At 63.0% G+C, this 17,885-nt stretch carries 18 protein-coding genes; 12 read left to right on the top strand and 6 right to left on the bottom strand.

From position 1 onward, the window contains the following. The first annotated feature begins 68 nt into the window (after positions 1–68). The 6 genes from dibA (at position 69) to DBR46_RS11320 (ending at position 6,405) form a co-directional block, all read left to right on the top strand. Positions 69–1,982 (top strand): phosphodiesterase DibA, encoded by a 1,914-nt coding sequence (dibA, locus tag DBR46_RS11345; protein ID WP_124526252.1) that lies wholly within the window; start codon positions 69–71, stop codon positions 1,980–1,982. 302 nt (positions 1,983–2,284) lie between these two features. After that, positions 2,285–2,467 (top strand): sulfur starvation response protein OscA, encoded by a 183-nt coding sequence (gene oscA, locus DBR46_RS11340; RefSeq protein ID WP_003170956.1) that lies wholly within the window; start codon positions 2,285–2,287, stop codon positions 2,465–2,467. Positions 2,468–2,541: 74 nt separating this feature from the next. After that, positions 2,542–3,552, top strand: coding sequence for a sulfate ABC transporter substrate-binding protein (locus tag DBR46_RS11335; RefSeq protein WP_124526251.1), 1,011 nt, complete (start codon positions 2,542–2,544; stop codon positions 3,550–3,552). 164 nt (positions 3,553–3,716) lie between these two features. Continuing rightward, positions 3,717–4,535, top strand: a complete 819-nt coding sequence (cysT, locus tag DBR46_RS11330) for a sulfate ABC transporter permease subunit CysT (RefSeq protein ID WP_017736173.1) — start codon at positions 3,717–3,719, stop codon at positions 4,533–4,535. A gap of 13 nt (positions 4,536–4,548) precedes the next feature. After that, on the top strand, positions 4,549–5,421 hold the full coding sequence (cysW, locus tag DBR46_RS11325; RefSeq protein ID WP_017736172.1) for a sulfate ABC transporter permease subunit CysW: 873 nt from the start codon (positions 4,549–4,551) through the stop codon (positions 5,419–5,421). Positions 5,422–5,424: 3 nt separating this feature from the next. After that, positions 5,425–6,405: a sulfate/molybdate ABC transporter ATP-binding protein gene (locus DBR46_RS11320; protein WP_017736171.1), complete on the top strand. Its 981-nt coding sequence runs from the start codon at positions 5,425–5,427 to the stop codon at positions 6,403–6,405. Between the two features lie 124 nt (positions 6,406–6,529). On the opposite strand, the gene DBR46_RS11315 is transcribed toward DBR46_RS11320, so the two are convergent. Both DBR46_RS11315 and DBR46_RS11310 read right to left on the bottom strand, forming a co-directional pair. Beyond that, on the bottom strand, positions 6,530–7,159 hold the full coding sequence (locus DBR46_RS11315) for a LysE family translocator (RefSeq protein WP_124526250.1): 630 nt from the start codon (positions 7,157–7,159) through the stop codon (positions 6,530–6,532). 163 nt (positions 7,160–7,322) lie between these two features. Beyond that, positions 7,323–7,976: a response regulator transcription factor gene (locus DBR46_RS11310; RefSeq protein WP_124526249.1), complete on the bottom strand. Its 654-nt coding sequence runs from the start codon at positions 7,974–7,976 to the stop codon at positions 7,323–7,325. A 29-nt stretch (positions 7,977–8,005) separates the two neighbouring features. Here DBR46_RS11310 and DBR46_RS11305 point away from each other — a divergent pair, with 29 nt between their 5' ends. Further along, positions 8,006–9,745 (top strand): hybrid sensor histidine kinase/response regulator, encoded by a 1,740-nt coding sequence (locus DBR46_RS11305; protein WP_124526248.1) that lies wholly within the window; start codon positions 8,006–8,008, stop codon positions 9,743–9,745. On the opposite strand, the gene DBR46_RS11300 is transcribed toward DBR46_RS11305, so the two are convergent. After that, the gene (locus DBR46_RS11300) at positions 9,742–10,263 is read right to left on the bottom strand and encodes a DUF962 domain-containing protein (RefSeq protein ID WP_124526247.1); all 522 of its coding nucleotides are present in this window, start codon (positions 10,261–10,263) and stop codon (positions 9,742–9,744) included. The two genes, DBR46_RS11305 and DBR46_RS11300, sit on opposite strands and share 4 nt — an antisense overlap. A gap of 83 nt (positions 10,264–10,346) precedes the next feature. Between DBR46_RS11300 and DBR46_RS11295 the strand changes: the two genes are divergently transcribed. Together DBR46_RS11295 and DBR46_RS11290 are read left to right on the top strand one after the other, a co-directional pair. Then, entirely contained in the window at positions 10,347–11,033 is a 687-nt protein-coding gene (locus DBR46_RS11295; RefSeq protein ID WP_124526246.1) for a Crp/Fnr family transcriptional regulator, read from the top strand. Between the two features lie 38 nt (positions 11,034–11,071). Next, complete coding sequence (locus tag DBR46_RS11290; RefSeq protein ID WP_124526245.1) at positions 11,072–11,437, top strand: response regulator; 366 nt, start codon at positions 11,072–11,074, stop codon at positions 11,435–11,437. A gap of 119 nt (positions 11,438–11,556) precedes the next feature. Here DBR46_RS11290 and DBR46_RS11285 read toward each other — a convergent pair whose 3' ends face one another. Then, positions 11,557–12,561, bottom strand: a complete 1,005-nt coding sequence (locus tag DBR46_RS11285; protein ID WP_124526244.1) for an AraC family transcriptional regulator — start codon at positions 12,559–12,561, stop codon at positions 11,557–11,559. A gap of 100 nt (positions 12,562–12,661) precedes the next feature. On the opposite strand from DBR46_RS11285, the gene DBR46_RS11280 reads away from it, so the two are divergent. Further along, positions 12,662–13,756: a fatty acid desaturase gene (locus DBR46_RS11280; protein WP_124526243.1), complete on the top strand. Its 1,095-nt coding sequence runs from the start codon at positions 12,662–12,664 to the stop codon at positions 13,754–13,756. Here DBR46_RS11280 and DBR46_RS11275 read toward each other — a convergent pair. After that, positions 13,647–14,582 carry a LysR family transcriptional regulator gene (locus DBR46_RS11275; RefSeq protein WP_124526242.1) on the bottom strand — a complete coding sequence of 312 codons (936 nt, stop codon included), beginning with the start codon at positions 14,580–14,582 and terminating at the stop codon, positions 13,647–13,649. The two genes, DBR46_RS11280 and DBR46_RS11275, sit on opposite strands and share 110 nt — an antisense overlap. 97 nt (positions 14,583–14,679) lie before the next feature. After that, a complete protein-coding gene (locus DBR46_RS11270) occupies positions 14,680–15,849 on the bottom strand; it encodes a CynX/NimT family MFS transporter (protein ID WP_124526241.1) in 1,170 nt (389 codons plus the stop codon). Positions 15,850–15,945: 96 nt separating this feature from the next. Here DBR46_RS11270 and DBR46_RS11265 point away from each other — a divergent pair, with 96 nt between their 5' ends. Both DBR46_RS11265 and DBR46_RS11260 read left to right on the top strand, forming a co-directional pair. Beyond that, positions 15,946–16,809: a LysR family transcriptional regulator gene (locus tag DBR46_RS11265; RefSeq protein ID WP_124526311.1), complete on the top strand. Its 864-nt coding sequence runs from the start codon at positions 15,946–15,948 to the stop codon at positions 16,807–16,809. Between the two features lie 240 nt (positions 16,810–17,049). Next, positions 17,050–17,862 carry an energy transducer TonB gene (locus DBR46_RS11260; protein ID WP_124526240.1) on the top strand — a complete coding sequence of 271 codons (813 nt, stop codon included), beginning with the start codon at positions 17,050–17,052 and terminating at the stop codon, positions 17,860–17,862. Positions 17,863–17,885: the final 23 nt, after the last annotated feature.

The following is a 17,885-nucleotide window of genomic DNA, read 5'->3' as shown; positions in this document are numbered from 1 at the left end:
GTTTCTTATTCTATAATCCGCAGCCTTTGTAGGGCGATTCTGTTTTTTTGGTAAGGATTACTGACCATATGCTGTTTTCATACCGAGGTGCCCTGCGTGTGGGGCTGGTATACCTGCTGGTTTCCATTGTCTGGCTCCAGCTCAGCAACCAGATATTGATCAACTTTCTCGATGAACCGAGGGAGTTGGGTCATTGGCTGCAGGTGCGTGGCTATGTGTGGGTAGCCCTCAGCGCGCTGGCCATTTACCTGCTTTGCGCGCGGTTTGACCGGGCCAACCGGCTTGCCCAGCCCCTGCAGGAAAACCGCGAACGCTTGCGCCAGGCCGCCGCCGTGTTCGACTGCACCCGCGAAGGCGTGCTGGTCACCGACGCCAAGGGCTTGATCGTGCATGTGAACCGCGCCTTTGTGGAGATCACCGGCTACCGCCGCGAAGACGTCATGGGCCAGCAGCCGAGCCTGTTCAAATCCGGGCGCCATTCATCGGGTTTTTATCAACAGATGTTCCAGGCCCTGGGGCGTACCGGTGAATGGAGCGGGGAAATCTGGAACCGGCGCAAGAGCGGCGAGATTTATCCACAGTGGCAAACCATCCGCGCCGTGCAGGATGATCTCGGCCACGTCAGCCATTATGTCGCAGTGTTCTCCGATATCAGCGCCATCAAGCATTCTGAGCACGAACTGGCGCACTTGGCGCACCACGATCCGCTCACCGACCTGCCTAACCGCCTGCTGTTCACCGACCGCGCCGAGCAGGCGCTGGCCTCGGCGCAAGTGCATAAGCGCGGTTGTGCCTTGCTGCTGCTGGACCTGGACCACTTCAAGATCATCAACGACAGCCTCGGCCATAACGTCGGCGACCAACTGCTCAAGCTGGTGGGCGAGCGGCTCAAGGCCCTGTTCGGCCCCGGCGTAACCCTGGCGCGCCTGGGGGGCGACGAGTTCGCCGTGCTGGCGGAAAGTTGTCCACAGGTGGTGCAAGCCGCCGGCCTGGCGCAACGCATGCTGGACGCGATGAAACAACCGTTCATCTTTGATGGCCACCAACTGTTTATCAGCGCCAGCGTCGGCATCAGCCTGTTCCCCAGCGATGCCCTGAGCGCCGAGCAACTGTTGCGCAACGCCGACTCCGCGCTGTTCAAGGCCAAGAGCGCCGGGCGCGAAGGCTACGCGCTGTACACCGAAGAACTCACCGCCCACGCGCAAAACCGCGTGGAAATCGCCAGCGAATTGCGCCGCGCCCTCGACCAGCACGAACTGCGCGTCTACTACCAGCCCGTGCACGATCTGCAAGACAGCCGCCTGATCGGCGTCGAGGCGCTGGTGCGCTGGGAGCACCCGGAGCGTGGTCTGGTGCCGCCGGGGGACTTCATTCCCATCGCCGAACGCACCGGGTTGATCGCCGACATCGACGCCTGGGTGCTGGATCAGTCTTGCCGCCAGATGGGCCAATGGCTGGCCGATGGCGTGGCGCTGAATTTTATTGCGGTCAACGTCTCCAGCCGTCTGTTTGCCCGTCGCGAGCTGTACGACCAAGTTGCCCAGGTGCTGCACGACACCGGCCTGGACCCGGCCTTCCTTGAGCTGGAAGTCACCGAAAGCGCGGTGATGGACGACCCCGAAGCCGCCCTGGAGCAACTGCACCGCCTGCGCGAACTGGGCTTGCGCCTGGCCATCGACGACTTTGGCACCGGCTATTCCTCGTTGCTGCGCCTCAAGCGCCTGCCGGTGCAGAAACTCAAGATCGACCAGGGCTTTGTCGCCGGCTTGCCGTGGGACGAAGACGACGCCGCCATCGTGCGCGTGGTGATCGCCCTGGCGAAAAGCATGGGCATGCAGGTGCATGCCGAAGGCATCGAGCAGGTGGAGCAGGCGCGGTTCCTGTTGGAGCATGAATGCGATCTGGGCCAGGGCTACTGGTTTGGCCGGCCAGTGCCGGCGAGTGAAATCGATTGGAACCGAGCCCCGCCAATCCAGAATTGAAATGTGGCCAAAAATGTGGGAGCTGGCTTGCCTGCGATAGCGGTTGATCAGCCAGTGATGTGCTGACTGACACACCGCTATCGCAGGCAAGCCAGCTCCCACATTTGGATCCTAATAAGGCTTTATTTCAGCGTGCGGGCATAAAACCCGCACGCAACCCCACGTCCCATCAGAAAATTCTTTCTGGTTATATAAACATTCTTAAATAGTATTTTTAAGAATATCCGCGCTTATCTACTATCGCTCTCACGCCACCCGCAGTGCCGCCACTGCAAGGCACTCTTTATTTCAGGAGCGAGACCATGAGCGCATCTCTACGTAGCGTCGACGGCCAGGACGAAGCAGCCATTTTGCGTGAGATCCAGAGCGCATTGCGCGATCTGCGCTTTGGCGCAGTGGAAATCACCGTGCATAACGCGCAAGTGGTTCAGATCGAACGCAAAGAAAAATTCCGCCTGCAGAACCCGGGTAACAAACCGAGCTAAGCAGTCACGGCGATTCGCATGCTAGACCCGCACTTATAAGAAAAAGCCAACACCCAGAATTTTCAGGAGCTTCTATGTCGTCGATTCGCCGTTACGCCCTGGCCGCCCTGGCCAGCGCCGTGTTTGCAGGTTCCGCCGTTGCCAAGGACTACGAGTTGCTCAACGTCTCGTACGACCCGACCCGTGAGCTGTACCAGGACTACAACGCTGAGTTCACCAATTTCTGGAAACAGTCCCACCCCGGCGACAACGTGAAAATCCAGCAATCCCACGGTGGTTCGGGCAAGCAAGGCCGCGCCGTGATCGACGGCCTGCGCGCCGACGTGGTGACCCTGGCCCTGGCCGGCGACATCGACGAAATCGCCAAGTTGGGCAAGACCCTCCCGGAAAACTGGCAGACCCGCCTGCCGGACGCCAGCACCCCGTACACCTCGACCATCGTGTTCCTGGTGCGCAAGGGCAACCCTAAAGGCATCAAGGATTGGGGCGACCTGATCAAGAAAGACGTTTCGGTCATCACCCCGAACCCGAAAACCTCCGGCGGCGCCCGCTGGAACTTCCTCGCCGCCTGGGCCTACGGCCTCAAGGCTGGCGGCAGCGAAGCCAAGGCCCAGGAATACGTGAAAGAGCTGTTCAAACACGTGCCTGTGCTGGACACCGGCGCACGCGGTTCGACCATCACCTTCGTCAACAACGGTCAGGGTGACGTGTTGCTGGCCTGGGAAAACGAAGCCTTTCTGGCGTTGAAGGAAGACGGCGGCGCCGACAAGTTCGACATCGTCGTGCCGTCCCTGTCGATCCTCGCCGAGCCGCCAGTGGCCGTGGTCGACAAGAACGCCGAGAAAAAGGGCAACACCGAAATCGCCACTGAATACCTGAAGCACCTGTACAGCCCGGCTGGCCAGGAGATTGCGGCGAAGAACTTCTACCGCCCACGCGATGCGAAAGTTGCCGCCAAATACACCCAACAGTTCCCGAAACTGGACCTGGTGACTATCGACAAAGACTTCGGCGGCTGGAAAACTGCCCAACCGAAATTCTTTAACGACGGTGGCGTGTTCGACCAGATCTACACGGCGCAGTAAGCCAAAGTACCTGTAGGAGCCTCGCTTTTCTGTGGGAGCTGGCTTGCCTGCGATAGCATCACCGCGGCGTATCAGTTACACCGCGGTGCCTGCATCGCAGGCAAGCCAGCTCCCACACAAAGCGTGCTCCTACAGTGGTTTCTACCCTTTAACCAAGGACTCTTATGTCGCGTCGTATCTCCCCCGTCATACCCGGCTTCGGGCTGACGCTGGGCTACACCGTGGTGTACCTCAGCCTGATCGTACTCATCCCCCTCGCGGCGATGTTTGTACACGCCGCTCAACTTACCTGGGATCAGTTCTGGAACATCATCTCCGCACCGCGCGTGCTGGCGGCCTTGAAGCTGAGCTTCAGCACTGCGCTGTATGCGGCACTGATCAACGGCGTGATCGGCACACTGCTGGCCTGGGTGCTGGTGCGCTACACCTTCCCCGGCCGCAAGATCATCGATGCGATGATCGACTTGCCCTTCGCCTTGCCCACCGCCGTGGCGGGTATCGCACTGACCGCCTTGTATACGCCTAATGGTTTTGTCGGCCAGTTTGCCGCCGACCTGGGCTTCAAGATCGCCTACACCCCGCTGGGCATCACCCTGGCGCTGACCTTTGTCACGCTGCCATTCGTGGTGCGCACGGTGCAGCCGGTACTGGCCGATATCCCCCGGGAAATCGAAGAAGCCGCCGCCTGCCTGGGCGCCAAGCCGTTGCAGGTGTTCCGCTACATCCTCGTGCCCGCGTTGCTGCCCGCCTGGCTGACCGGCTTCGCCCTGGCGTTTGCCCGTGGCGTCGGTGAGTACGGTTCGGTGATCTTTATCGCCGGCAACATGCCGATGAAAACCGAGATCCTGCCGCTGCTAATCATGGTCAAGCTCGACCAGTACGACTACCGCGGCGCCACCTCCATCGGCGTGTTGATGCTGGTGGTTTCCTTTGTCCTGCTGCTGCTGATCAACTTGTTGCAGCGGCGCATCGAACGTCCATAAGGAGGCGCGGAACATGTCCCAATCGTCTATTTCCGCCGCGTCCTCGGCCAACGCTGCCCGCCGTGGCAGCGCAGTGTCGCGACGTATCCTGATTAGCCTCGGCTGGCTGGTGTTTGCGCTGTTCCTGCTGTTGCCGCTGCTGATCGTGGTGACCCAGGGCTTGAAGAACGGCCTCGGGTCGTTCTTCACCGCGATCCTCGAACCCGACGCGTTGTCGGCGCTGAAACTCACGGTAATCGCCGTGGCGATTTCGGTGCCGCTCAACGTGGTGTTCGGCGTCAGCGCTGCCTGGTGCGTGAGCAAATACTCGTTCCGTGGCAAGAGCATCCTGGTCACGCTGATCGACCTGCCGTTCTCGGTGTCGCCGGTGATTGCCGGCCTGGTCTACGTGCTGATGTTCGGCGCCCAGGGCTTCTTTGGCCCGTGGTTGCAGGACCATGACATCCAGATCGTGTTTGCCTTGCCCGGCATTGTGCTGGCGACCATCTTCGTCACCGTGCCGTTCGTGGCCCGTGAACTGATCCCGCTGATGCAAGAGCAGGGCACCCAGGAAGAAGAAGCCGCTCGGCTGTTGGGTGCGAATGGCTGGCAGATGTTCTGGCACGTCACCGTGCCGAATATCAAATGGGGCCTGATCTACGGCGTGGTGCTGTGTACCGCGCGGGCCATGGGTGAGTTTGGCGCGGTGTCGGTGGTGTCCGGCCACATTCGCGGCGTCACCAACACCCTGCCGCTGCACGTCGAGATTCTCTACAACGAATACAACCACGTCGCCGCGTTTGCGGTGGCCAGCCTGCTGCTGATCCTGGCGCTCTTCATCCTGCTGCTCAAGCAGTGGAGCGAGAACCGTATCAACCGCCTGCGCAACAGTGCCGGTGAGGAATAAGTCATGTCGATCGAAGTCCGTAATGTCAGCAAGAACTTCAACGCCTTCAAGGCCCTGAACAGCATCAATCTGGACATCCAGAGTGGCGAGCTGGTGGCGTTGCTTGGCCCGTCCGGCTGCGGCAAGACCACCTTGCTGCGCATCATCGCCGGCCTCGAAACCCCGGATGACGGCAGCATCGTGTTCCACGGTGAAGACGTCTCCGGCCACGACGTGCGTGATCGCAACGTCGGCTTCGTGTTCCAGCACTACGCGTTGTTCCGCCACATGACCGTGTTCGACAACGTGGCGTTCGGCCTGCGCATGAAGCCGAAGAACCAGCGCCCGAGCGAAAGCCAGATCGCCAGCAAAGTCCACGAGCTGCTGAACATGGTGCAACTGGACTGGCTGTCCGACCGCTATCCGGAACAACTCTCCGGTGGCCAGCGCCAGCGTATCGCTCTGGCCCGCGCCCTGGCGGTGGAACCGAAAGTGCTGCTGCTGGATGAGCCGTTCGGTGCCCTCGACGCCAAGGTGCGTAAAGAACTGCGCCGCTGGCTCGCACGCCTGCACGAAGACATCAACCTGACCTCGGTGTTCGTGACCCACGACCAGGAAGAGGCCATGGAAGTCGCCGACCGTATCGTGGTGATGAACAAGGGCGTGATCGAGCAGATCGGCTCACCGGGCGAAGTCTACGAAAACCCGGCCAGTGATTTCGTCTATCACTTCCTCGGTGATTCGAACCGCCTGCATCTGGGCGAAGACAATCATGTGTTGTTCCGCCCCCATGAAGTGTCGCTGTCGCGCCATGAACTGGAAGACCACCACGCCGCCGAAGTGCGCGACATCCGCCCACTGGGTGCGACCACGCGCGTGACGTTGAAGGTGGAAGGCCAGAGCGAGCTGATCGAGGCCGAAGTGGTGAAAGACCACGACAGCCTCACCGGTTTGGCCCGTGGCGAGACGTTGTTCTTCAAGCCCAAGGTCTGGCAAAAAGCCTAACGCCTCCCTCGCAATACCTGAGGTGTGGGCTTGTGTGGGAGCGGGCTTGCTCGCGAAGGCGGCGGATCAGACAGAACATCTGTGACTGACCCACCGCATTCGCGAGCAAGCCCGCTCCCACATTTCAGACCGTGTTCCATCCACTTTGTAATACCAGCACACACCCCAACCCAATCAACACCGTCCCGCTGACCCTCGGCACCCACTGCTGAAAACGTTGCCCCGACAACGGCCCCAGCAGCATCGAAGACGCCAGCACCGCCGCCACGTCCGCCGCCGAGAACACCAGGTTGACGAAGCTGCCCAGCAGCAAAAACTGCAACCACACCGGAGCGTCCGCCGCGACGTCGACGAACTGGGGCAGGAAGGTCAGGAAAAACAGCGCCGTCTTCGGGTTCAGCACCTCCACCACCACGCTGTCGCGCAGCACATCCGGCTGGCGCACCACGCCGTTGTCCGGGCTGTGATGACGCGCCTTGAAAATCATCGAACCGCCCAGCCAGATCAGGTAACCGGCACCCGCCAGGCGTATGACGTCGAAGGCCGCCGGCGCGGCATGCAGCAAGGCCGACAAGCCAAACGTCGCCGCCAGGATATGCGCGTAGCACCCCAGGTGAATCCCCAGCGCCGCACGCAAGCCTGCGCGGCGGCCGTGGGCCAGGGTCTGGCTGGTCATGTAGAGAATCGCGGGGCCGGGCATGCAGGCAAATACCAGGGTCGCGGTGGCAAAGGGAATCCATAAGGTGAAGGACATGAGCGTGGTCTTCCAGTGACAAGGGCGCCCGTGGGCGGTTTCTGGAAGTACGCTGGATGAAGGCAGGCAGCGAAGGACCAGGCCTGCAAGGTTAGGGCGCAGGCCTGGGCGCAGAAATACGGCGACTGCCGTATTTTCCCAAGAGAGTGGGCGGGGGATGCTGTCAGCCAGTGGGAAGCCCCAGGCGCACGGCGTACACGGCGAGTTCGGCGGTGTTGTGCAGGTCGAGTTTGCGCATCAGGTTTTCGCGGTGCTTGCGCACGGTCAAAGGGCTGATATGCAGTTGCTCGGCAATGTCGCGGGCGTTGCTGCCTTGGGCGACGAGGCCGAGGATCTGCCGTTCGCGGCGGGTCAGCGCGGCCTCAGCGATCAGGTGGTCATCGGCGGCCTGGCTGCCGTGGCCGTCAATCGCAAAACGCACGGCGGCTGCCAGGTAGCGCTCGTTTCGGCGCACCGCGTCGATGGCGTCCAGCAGCTCATGGCTGTCATCCGCCTTGGTGATGTAGCCGTGTACGCCGGCCTCCAGCACGCCGCGAATGGTGCTGAGCTCGACGTTGGCCGTGAGCACGAGGATTTTCAGGCGCGGGAACCGGCAGCGCAGGTCGCGGATGAACTGCAAGCGGTTGACCCCCGGCATGCCCAGGTCGAGCAGCAGCAGGTCGATGCGGTGCTGCGCCAGCCCGGCAAGGATGCCATCGCTGTGCGCCGCATCCGCCACCACCTGCACGTCATCGCGGGTCGAGAGCAGAAACCGCAGGCCATCGCGCACGATGCTATGGTCATCGGCAATCAGGATGTTCAGGCGCTTACCTTCCATTGTCAGCCGCTCTTATTGGAATTGTGTTCATGACCGAGGTTATCCAGCGTAACTGCGTCGATTTGCTCTACCGCCAGTCGTACGCCGTGCTGTTTGCCAACTTTGTCATACCCTGGCCGGTGGCGTACATCTTCCGCGACGCAGTGTCGGCCCAGGCGGTGCTGGTGTGGATCGGCGTGATGTATGCCTTGACGCTGTGGCGCATCGTGCTGGCGCGGCGTTATTTCGCCCATGCCGGTGCGGCGGATCTGGCCCCCCGCGTGTGGGGGTGGCATGCGTCGCTGCTGTCCTGGGCCTCGGCCGGGCTGTGGGGCGTGGTCGGTTGGGTCGGGTTTGCCACGGGTGATCCGCAGCTGCTGGCGTTTACCTGCGTGGTGCTGACCGGGCTGGTGTGTGGTGCGGTGCCGTCGCTGTCGGCGTTTCCGCCGGCGTATGCCGGTTCCCTGGTGGCGATGCTGGCGCCCGTCGCGGTGCAGTGCCTGTTGGGCGCAGGAGAGACCTACACGACCTATCTGTTTTTCGTCGCCTGCCTGTCGGCGGTCAATCTGTATTACAGCCGCGTGACTTTTCAGACCTTGCGCGAAACGGTCCAGTTGCGCCTGGAAAACCTCGACCTGGTGCATCGCCTGGAACAGGAGCGCGACCGCGCCCAGGCGGCCGACCAGGCCAAGTCGCGCTTCCTCGCGGCGGCCAGCCATGATTTGCGCCAGCCGATCCATGCCCTAGGCCTGTTTGTCGCGGGCCTGGCGGCGTTGGCCGAGCGCGGCGATGTACTGGCCGACAAGGCCCGTGATGTTGCGGCACGGTTGGGTGCGGTGATCGGCAACCTGGGCGGCCTGCTCAATGGCCTGCTCGACATTTCGCGCCTGGATGCAGGCGTGGTGGCAGTCAACCGTGAACCGGTGTCCCTGGAGCGGCTGTTTGCCGACCTGTCCAACGAGTTCAGCGCCGGCGCCCGTGGCCGCGGTTTGCGCTGGCGCGTGCGCCCGCTGCCGGTGTGGGTGGACAGCGACCCGGTGCTGCTCAAGCGCATCCTCGACAACCTGCTGGCCAACGCGGTGCGCTACACCGACTACGGCGGTGTGTTGCTCGGTTGTCGGCGGCGAGGCTTGAGCGTGGAAATCCAGGTGTTCGACAGCGGCCCCGGGATTGCCCGGGCGCACCACGGGCAGGTATTCGAAGAGTTCTTCCAACTGCACAACCCGCAGCGCGACCGCACCCAGGGCCTCGGGTTGGGCCTGGCCATCGTGCGGCATACCGCGCGGTTGCTCGGCCATGACGTGCGCCTGGTTTCTGTGGAAGGGCAGGGCTCGATGTTTGCACTGCGCGTGCCCCTCAGCCACTCGGCGACGCAGGTGCAAGCGGTCGCGCCGCGACGCGCTGGCGAAGAAGGCCTGGGCATCCTGGTGATCGACGATGAGCCGACGGTGCTGGAAGCGTTGGTGGGGTTGCTCGACCTGTGGGGCCACCGCGTATACGCTGGTGCCTCGGTGGACGAAGCCTGCCAGCGCCACGACGATGCGCGGCGCCAGGGCAGTGCCACGGTGGACCTGATCCTCAGCGACTTTCGCCTCAGCGGCATGAACGGCCTGCAAGCCATCAGCCGCGCCCGACGTTACCTGCGCCAGGCGGTGCCGGCGATCATCATCACCGGCGATACGTCGCCGGCCTGCCTGGCCGAGACCGTCGCCAGCGGCTTTCCCGTGCTGCAAAAGCCGTTGGACGCGCAGCTGTTACGTGCGGCGCTGGACGCGGCACGGGTGGATTAGTGCGGCTGCGCGGCCAGTGAGCGCACCGGCCCCGAACGCGCTTCGATCTGCTGCTTGAGGTCATGCCGCAGCCCCACGAGAAACGCCAGTTCCGCCACCACAAACAACGGCCCGACAATCAGCCCCGACACATCATCCACAAACGCCGGTTTCTTGCCTTCGTAGTAGTGGCCGACAAACTGAATCGCCCAGCCCACCACAAACATCCCGACCCCGCTGCCCAGCCACACCAGCGTGCTCTGCGCCGCCAACACATGCCCGGCCCACACCGACAAGCCCATCAGCACCGTCATCAACACGCCGAGCGCCAGTTCCAGACGCAGGTAAAACCACGCCGAAAACAGCGCGAGCAGCACCGCCGGAGACACCCACAGCCTGCCGACGGTCCATTCGGGACGCGATAGCAGCACGGCCACCGCGACCACAATCAACGGGATGCCGATAAAGTGGCTGGCGATATTGCGTGGGTCGCGATGGTAGGCGGCGTATTGGCTGAGGTGATCGACGAGGCTTTTCATTGTTGTTCCTCCTGTAGGATGTTTGATCATGCCCTGTCAGCCTTTGCCTGACTGTCAACTGGGCGACAATCTTCGGAGTTCCCATGGATGCAGCGCAATGGCATTCGCAACTGGCGACAGGCCAGTGGTTCAGTCACCTGCCCGCACCGTTTCAGACTAGCTTGCTGGCCCACGCCCGGTTGCGTCAGCTGACGACGGGGCAATACCTGTTCAAGCGCGGTGACCCGCCGTGCGGCTTGTATGCGGTACTTGATGGCAGCCTGCGCATCAGCGCGGTCAATGAACACGGCAAGGAGGCGGTATTGAGCCTGGTCGAGCCGCCTTTCTGGTTTGGCGAGATCTGCCTGTTCGACGGCCTGCCGCGCACCCACGACGCCTGCGCCGTCGGCCCGTGCACGCTGTTGCAGGTGCCGCAGCAGGCGCTGTTGAAAGACCTCGACGAAAACCCGCGCTACTGGCGCGACCTGGCGTTGTTGATGAGCCAGAAGCTGCGCCTGAGCTTTATCGGCCTCGAACAATTGCGCCTGATGCCGGCGTCGGTGCGCCTGGCCCATCGCTTGCTGATGATCATTGACGGCCACGGCGACATCGAGCCCTCACGGCGCATCGTGCAACTGCCCCAGGAAGACCTGGCGGCGCTGCTCAGCCTGTCGCGCCAGACCACCAACGCCTTGCTCAAGGATCTGCAAGCCCAGGGCATTGTGCGTTTGGGCTACGGCGAGATCGAAATCCTCGACGCCGGGCGGTTGCGGGAGGCGGCGCACACCTGAGGGTGTTAGCCTGCTGGCCTGATCAATCGAGGTGTCTTATGCGTGTGCTGTTAGTGGAACATGAATCCGACGAAGCACAGCGGATGGCCCAGGGCTTGAACGAGGCCAGCTACAGCGTGGACGTGGCGGCCAATGGCATGGCGGCCCAGCGTCTGGTCGAGGACGGCGAGTACGACCTGGTGATCCTCGATGTGATGCTGCCCGGGCTGAATGCCTGGAAATTGCAGCAGGCGATTCGCCAGAAGGGCAGCACGCCAGTGTTGTTCCTGACCACGCCCGGCGGCATTGAAGACCGGCTGCGTGGGTTGGAATTGCATGAGGATGACTACCTGCTCAAGCCGTTTGAGGCCAAGGCGTTGGTGGCGCGGGTGAGGAAAGTGTTACGGCGTGATCGTGGGCGGTGACTGATCTGACGCCTTCGCGAGCAAGCCCGCTCCCACATTTGATCGAGTTCCAACTTTGGAATGCAGTCAAATGTGGGAGCGGGCTTGCTCGCGAAGAGGCCCTCAAAAACCCCACAAATCTACCTCAACCCCTCCCGAAACTGCCCCGGCGTCACCCCCGTCCATCGCTTGAACGCCCGACTAAAACTGCTGGTATCAGCAAACCCCAGCAAATGACTGATCTCCGCCAATGAACACTGCGGGTCCCGCAAGTGCAGCAACGCCAAATTCTCCCGACACTCATTGAGCAACGCATCAAACCGGCAACCTTCGTCCGCCAGATGCCGCTGCAAGCTGCGCAAACTCAAGTGCAACGCCTGGGCGACCCGTTCTGCGCCGGGCTCGCCGTCGGGCAATTGCGCTTCGATCACCCGGCGCACCTTGCGCTCCCAGGTCAGCGGCTGTAGTTGGGCGAGGGTGCGTTTGAGCACGGTTTCATTGTGTTCGGCCAGCTCGGGGTTGGCGTCGTCGAGGTGGCTGTCGAAGTCCTGGGCAGCGAATTCCAGGCGGTCTTCCTCGGCGCCAAAAAACACTGGCGCGCGAAACACCGTGTGCCAGGGCTTGGGATCGACCGGTTGCGGACGCCGCAGGTACACGGCCAGCGGCGCATAGTCCCGGCCCAGGCGATTGCGGCACGTGCGCACATAAATCGCCGCAAACGCATCGATGGCTTCGAACGCCGGCGCCGGGCTGCCGCTGGGTTGCAGCAGGCGAAAGCGGTAGCGCTGGCCATCGCCACTCAACTCCAGGGTCAGGGCGTCGCTGACCACCTGGTGATAACGCACGATGCGCTCGAACACCTCGCGCAAACTGCCGCTGGCCACCAGCGCATAACCCAGCGCATGAAAGGTGGTAGGGCTGACAAACCGCGACACCCGCAAGCCAATCGCCGGGTCGCCGCTGGCCTGCACCGCCAGTTCCCACAGCCGCGTGGTGGCCGACAGCGGGTAGCGCGCATTCGGGTCGTCCATCTGCTGTGGGTCGAGCCCGGCTTGCGCGCACAGCGCGGCGCTGTCGAGGCCGAGGGCGTCGAGCTGCTTGCGCAGGGCGCGGGTCCAACTGGCGAGGGAGGTGGGTTCGGTCATGGCGATTGGCGCTTGCGGTCAACAGGTTGGCGTCCAGGGCTAGCGCCCTGCCAGATCGCGTGGGGCAGGATGGACGCTTCAATAACCAGAGGATGGAAGCATGGACGGTACTTCTGCAAGTCCCCAGCAGATGAACGCGCAACAGCGTTCGGCGCATATCCGTGAAGTGGTGATGGCCGAAGGTGTGCGCTTGCGTCAGCAGCACCCCTGGCTGCTGCATCAGGACGCGCTGGGTGCGGGCATCCTGGCGTTTGCGTTGCTCGGCATGATTGGCTCGGCAGCGCTCTACATCGAGGGTTATATGGCCTGGTGGGCGTGTCTGTTGATCAATGCGTTCCTGGCTTCACTGACCCACGAGCTGGAACACGACCTGATCCACAGCATGTACTTTCGCAAGCAGCGTATCCCCCACCACCTGATGATGGGCCTGGTGTGGCTGGCGCGGCCGAGCACGATCAACCCGTGGATTCGCCGGCACCTGCACCTCAACCATCACAAGGTGTCCGGCACCGAGACGGATATGGAAGAGCGCGCCATTACCAACGGCGAGCCCTGGGGTTTTGCGCGGCTGTTGATGGTCGGTGACAACGTCATGTCGGCGTTTATCCGCCTGCTGCGGGCCAAGACCTGGAAGCACAAGTTCAGCATCCTCAAGCGCTCGCTGCTGGTGTACGCGCCGCTGGCGCTGCTGCATTGGGGGGCGTGGTATGTGTTCCTCGGCTTCCACGCGGCCAATGGCATCGCCAGCCTGCTGGGCGCGCCCATCGAGTGGTCAGCCACGACCTTGCAGGTGATGCAGGTGATCGACATCGCCGCCGTGGTGATCATCGGCCCCAACGTGTTGCGCACCTTTTGCCTGCACTTTGTCAGCTCCAACATGCACTACTACGGCGATGTGGAACTGGGCAATGTGATCCAGCAGACCCAGGTGTTGAACCCGTGGTGGATGTGGCCGTTGCAGGCGTTCTGCTTCAACTTCGGCAGCACCCATGGCATCCACCATTTTGTGGTGAACGAGCCGTTCTACATCCGCCAGATGACCGCCAAGGTGGCGCATAAGGTCATGGCGCAGATGGGCGTGCGCTTCAATGATTTCGGGACGTTTGCGCGGGCCAATCGGCTTGGCTTTCCACCGCCAGCAGCGTCTCGATCAGTGCCTTCGCCGCAGGCGACAAGCGCGCCCCAGCGCGGCTGATGATCCCGCAGCGGTTGCTCAAGCTGTCAAGGGCGTGGGGCAGGTTGCGCCAGTGCAGCACCTGCAACGCGCCGCTGGCGAAGTCATCGACGAAGGCTTCTTCGGCGCCCAGGCCAATCGCATCGGACTGGCGCACGATGCTCGCCAGCGCGGCGAACTGTTCCAACTCGATGGCGGGGGCAAAGTCGATGCGCCCACTGAGGTTGGCCAGCAGCTTGCGAATGCCCGGCGCGATCAGCGGCGTGGCCAGCGGGTAGTCGAACAGGTCGTTGGTGGACAGGCTGTCCTTGGCCAGCAGCGGGTGCCCGTCCCGGCAGAAAAACACGCTGCGCCGGGGCGTCAGGGCCTGGGTCTGGAAGTTCGGGTCGGCTTCGAAGTGGCGCACGTCGGCGATAAAAAATTCGATCTCCTCGCGGCTCAGGCTGCGCCCGAGGCGCTCCCAGTTATCCACCTGCAAGGCACTGCGCACCTTGGGGTAGGCGCTGACAAACCGCGCCAGGGCCTCGGGCAGCAGGTTGACCGCCGCCACCACGTCGCAGCCCAAACGCACTTCGCCAGCGTCGAGCTTGGTCATGCGCGTGACTTCGTGGCTCAGCAACGCCGCGCCTTGCACCAGGCTCAGGGCATGTTGCAGTACTACCTGGCCTTCCGGGGTGGGGCGCAGCTCTTTGTGGGCGCGGTCCACCAGCACGCAGCCGAACTCTTGCTCCAGGCCCTGGATGCTGCGGCTGAACGCCGGTTGCGTGATGCCCATGGCGTCGGCGGCGCGCACGAAACTGCGGTGCTCGTTGAGCGCGATGAAATAGCGCAGTTGGCGAAGATCCATGGGGGGCCCGGCGTCCAAGAGGAGAACCGGGATTTTAAGCGGCGTGCTTATTCCGTCAATGAAGCATGTTTGTTTTATCTAGATCTTAAACGCATAACTATAGAGCGGGCGCCGTGCGGTAGGTCGCCGGGCTGAATACCCGTGTGACCACCAGCATCGCCACGGCGGTGACGGCCAGCACCACCCAGGCGCTGACAAAGTTGCCGGTGAGTTCGCGCAGCCAGCCGGTCATCCACGGCGACACGGCGTTGATCAAGAAGCCCACGCCCTGCACAAAGGCCGCCAGTTGCCCGGCCTGGCGCGGGTCGCGATGGTGGTCGAGGGTCAGCAGCAGGCTCAGGGCAAAACACGCGCCGAGGCCAAAGCCACACAACGCGACCCACAGATGGGGAAATTGCAGCGGCGCAATGATCAAGCCCAGATAACCCACGGTTTGCGCCAACAGGCTGATGCCGAGCAACGGCCGCCGGTCGATCCCGCGTTGTGCCAGCACCGGCATCAACAGCGCGGCGAGCACCTGGAAGATGGTCATGAACGCCAGCAACGAACCGCTGGGCAGCACGCCCCAGCCCAACTGCTGATAGAACGCCGGCAGCCACGCCACCAGGCTCATATAGCCGCAGTTCACCAGGCCGAAATACAGCGCCAGCAACCACGCGCGACGATTGCGCAGGCCCTTGAACGCCGGGATCTCCTTGGCGCTTTTTTCCGCCCCCAGTGGCAACCAGGCCCACAGCAACAATGCGCCCAGCGCCGGCAACAGCCACACGCCCAGGCCCGCCTGCCAATCGCCGAACTGCGTGGCCACCAGCGGGCTGAGCAGCGCCGCGAGCCCGCCACCGGCCATCAACGAAGCCGAATACACGCCCATCGCCACCGGCACGCGGTGCTGGAATTCGCGCTTGATCATCGCCGGCACCAGCGCCTGAATCAGCGCCACGCCAGCGCCGCCCAGCAACGCCGTCACCAGCAGCGCAGAGCCCTGGCCCATCAGCCAGCGGGCGAGGCACGCCAGCAGGATCATCATCAGGCCCAGGGCGATACCGCGCCGCTCACCCAGCTGCGCCTCGACACGCACGCCGACCAACGCCACCAGGCCCATGCAAATCACCGGCAGGCTGGTGAGCAGGGCACTGCTCTGGAAGCTCAGGCCGGTGGCCAGGCGAATCTCGCCGAGCAACGGGCTGATGGAACTGAGGATCGGCCGCAGGTTGAGGCCCAGCACAATCAGCAGGCCCCAGCCGGCGAGGGATTTATTGAGGGTCATGCAGCGCCCTTGCGGCAGGTAAATGGAGGGTGAGTATGGGCAGCGCTACAGGTATTCTGAAATTAAATATAACCATGAAAACCAGTGGCAAATGGAATGGTGAGCGCCGTGTTCGATCCCGTGTTGTTACGCAGTTTTGTCGCCGTGGTGGATTGCGGCAACTTCACCCGCGCCGCCGAGCGCCTGCACGTGACCCAATCCACCGTGAGCCAGCAGATCCGCCGCCTGGAAGACGTGGCCGGCTGCCAGTTGCTCGACCGCGACCAGCGCCATGTGGTCGCCACCGCCGAGGGTGAACGCCTGCTGGCCTACGCGCGGCGCATCCTCGCGCTACATGAAGAGGCCGCCGATGTGTTGATCAACCAACAAAGCGACGGTGTGTTGCGCCTCGGTGTGCCGGAAGACTTTGCATCCGAGCGCCTGATGCCCTTGCTGTCGGCGTTTGTGCTGGCGTATCCACGGGTGCGGCTGGAAGTCACCAGCGGCCTCGGCCCGGAGTTGCAGCGCCAGTACCGCAGCGGCGAATTCGACGTGTTGCTGGTCAAGCAAATGGGCGACAGCGACGACTGCCTGGCATCGTGGCCGGAACCGCTGTGCTGGGTGGACAGCCGCAGCACGCCGTCCCTGGGGCGTGATCCGCTGCCGTTGGTGGCGTTTCCGGTGGGCGGGCTGTACCGCAATGAAATGCTGCAACACCTGGAAGTGGGAGGCTGGCGCTGGCGCATCGGCTATTCCAGCGCGAGCCTGGCCAGTGTGTGTTCGGCGGTGGCGGCGGGGTTGGGGATCAGCCTGTTGCCGCGTCGTGTGGTGCAGGCGGGGCACTTGATCCTTGGCGACGACAGCGGTTTGCCGGCGGTGCAGGGCGTGCGCCTGGCGTTGTATGCGCGCAGCGGCTTGGGCGCGGCGGGGCAGTGTTTGCAAAGCGAGTTGTTCGATTTATGCGCAAACAACCCCCATTGATGCATGCCTTTGCGGAATATTTTGTATGCCTGCAAAGCATTGAAAAAAAACGCCTCGGCGCCAGGCCACGGAAGACGTGGGCTTGGCGTTTCTGAATGTTTCGTTTATTCAATTTAGATCTATGTATAACTTTAAAGATTACTTTAAGAGATAAGCGTCTGGCCCCGATGATTCAGCCCTCGACGGCCTTCCACGCAGGCCCGTCGGTTTTTTGGTTTCAAAACCGTAGGGAGTGAATCAATGGGCAATGTCCAGACCGCCGCCAGTGCACCAGAGGCGCAATGGCGCCAGGCACCGAGTGGTGAGTTGGTCGACCTTGGCCGGCCGCACCGCGCGCCGTTGGGGCAACTGCGAACGCAGCAAACCCCAAAGCGTTTCTCAAGCCGTCGCGAAGGGATTCTGCTGGGCTTGCTGGTGTTGGCCCTGCACGGTGCGGTGATCTATTGGGTGGCGCAGAAGCCCACACCGGTGCTGCCGATCGTGCCGCCGGAAATTCCGCCGATGACCATCGAATTTTCCCAGCCGGCGCCGCCGGTGGTCGAACCGCCACCGCCTGTGCCGCCGCCACCACCGCCGCCTGTGGTCGAGCCACCGCCGCCCGTGGTGGATGAATTGGCCGCCAAGCCGGCGCCGCCAAAACCGATTCCAAAACCCAAACCAAAGCCTGTGCCGAAGCCTGAGCCCAAGCCCGCCCCCAAACCGGTCGAGCAACCGCCCGCGCCACCGACACCCGCACCGCCCGCGCCACCTGCTCCACCGGCGCCGGCCCCGGTCACACCGGCCTCGGCCAACGCCGCGTACTTGAAGAACCCGGCGCCCGAATACCCGTCACTGGCCCAGCGCCGGGGCTGGGAAGGCACGGTGTTGCTGCGGGTACACGTGCTGGCCAGCGGTAAGCCGGGCGAGATCCAGATCCAGAAAAGCAGCGGTCGCCAGCAACTCGACGACGCCGCATTGGCAGCGGTGAAGCGCTGGAGCTTCGTGCCGGCCAAGCAGGGCGACGTGGCCCAGGACGGCTGGGTCAGCGTCCCGATCGATTTCAAGATTCACTAACTATTCGGCTGCGGTGTGTTGCA

The organism is Pseudomonas sp. KBW05 (assembly GCF_003852405.1).
Lineage (GTDB): Bacteria > Pseudomonadota > Gammaproteobacteria > Pseudomonadales > Pseudomonadaceae > Aquipseudomonas.
Note: the sequence above shows the minus strand (reverse complement) of the source record. Positions and strands in the feature narration are given on the sequence as shown.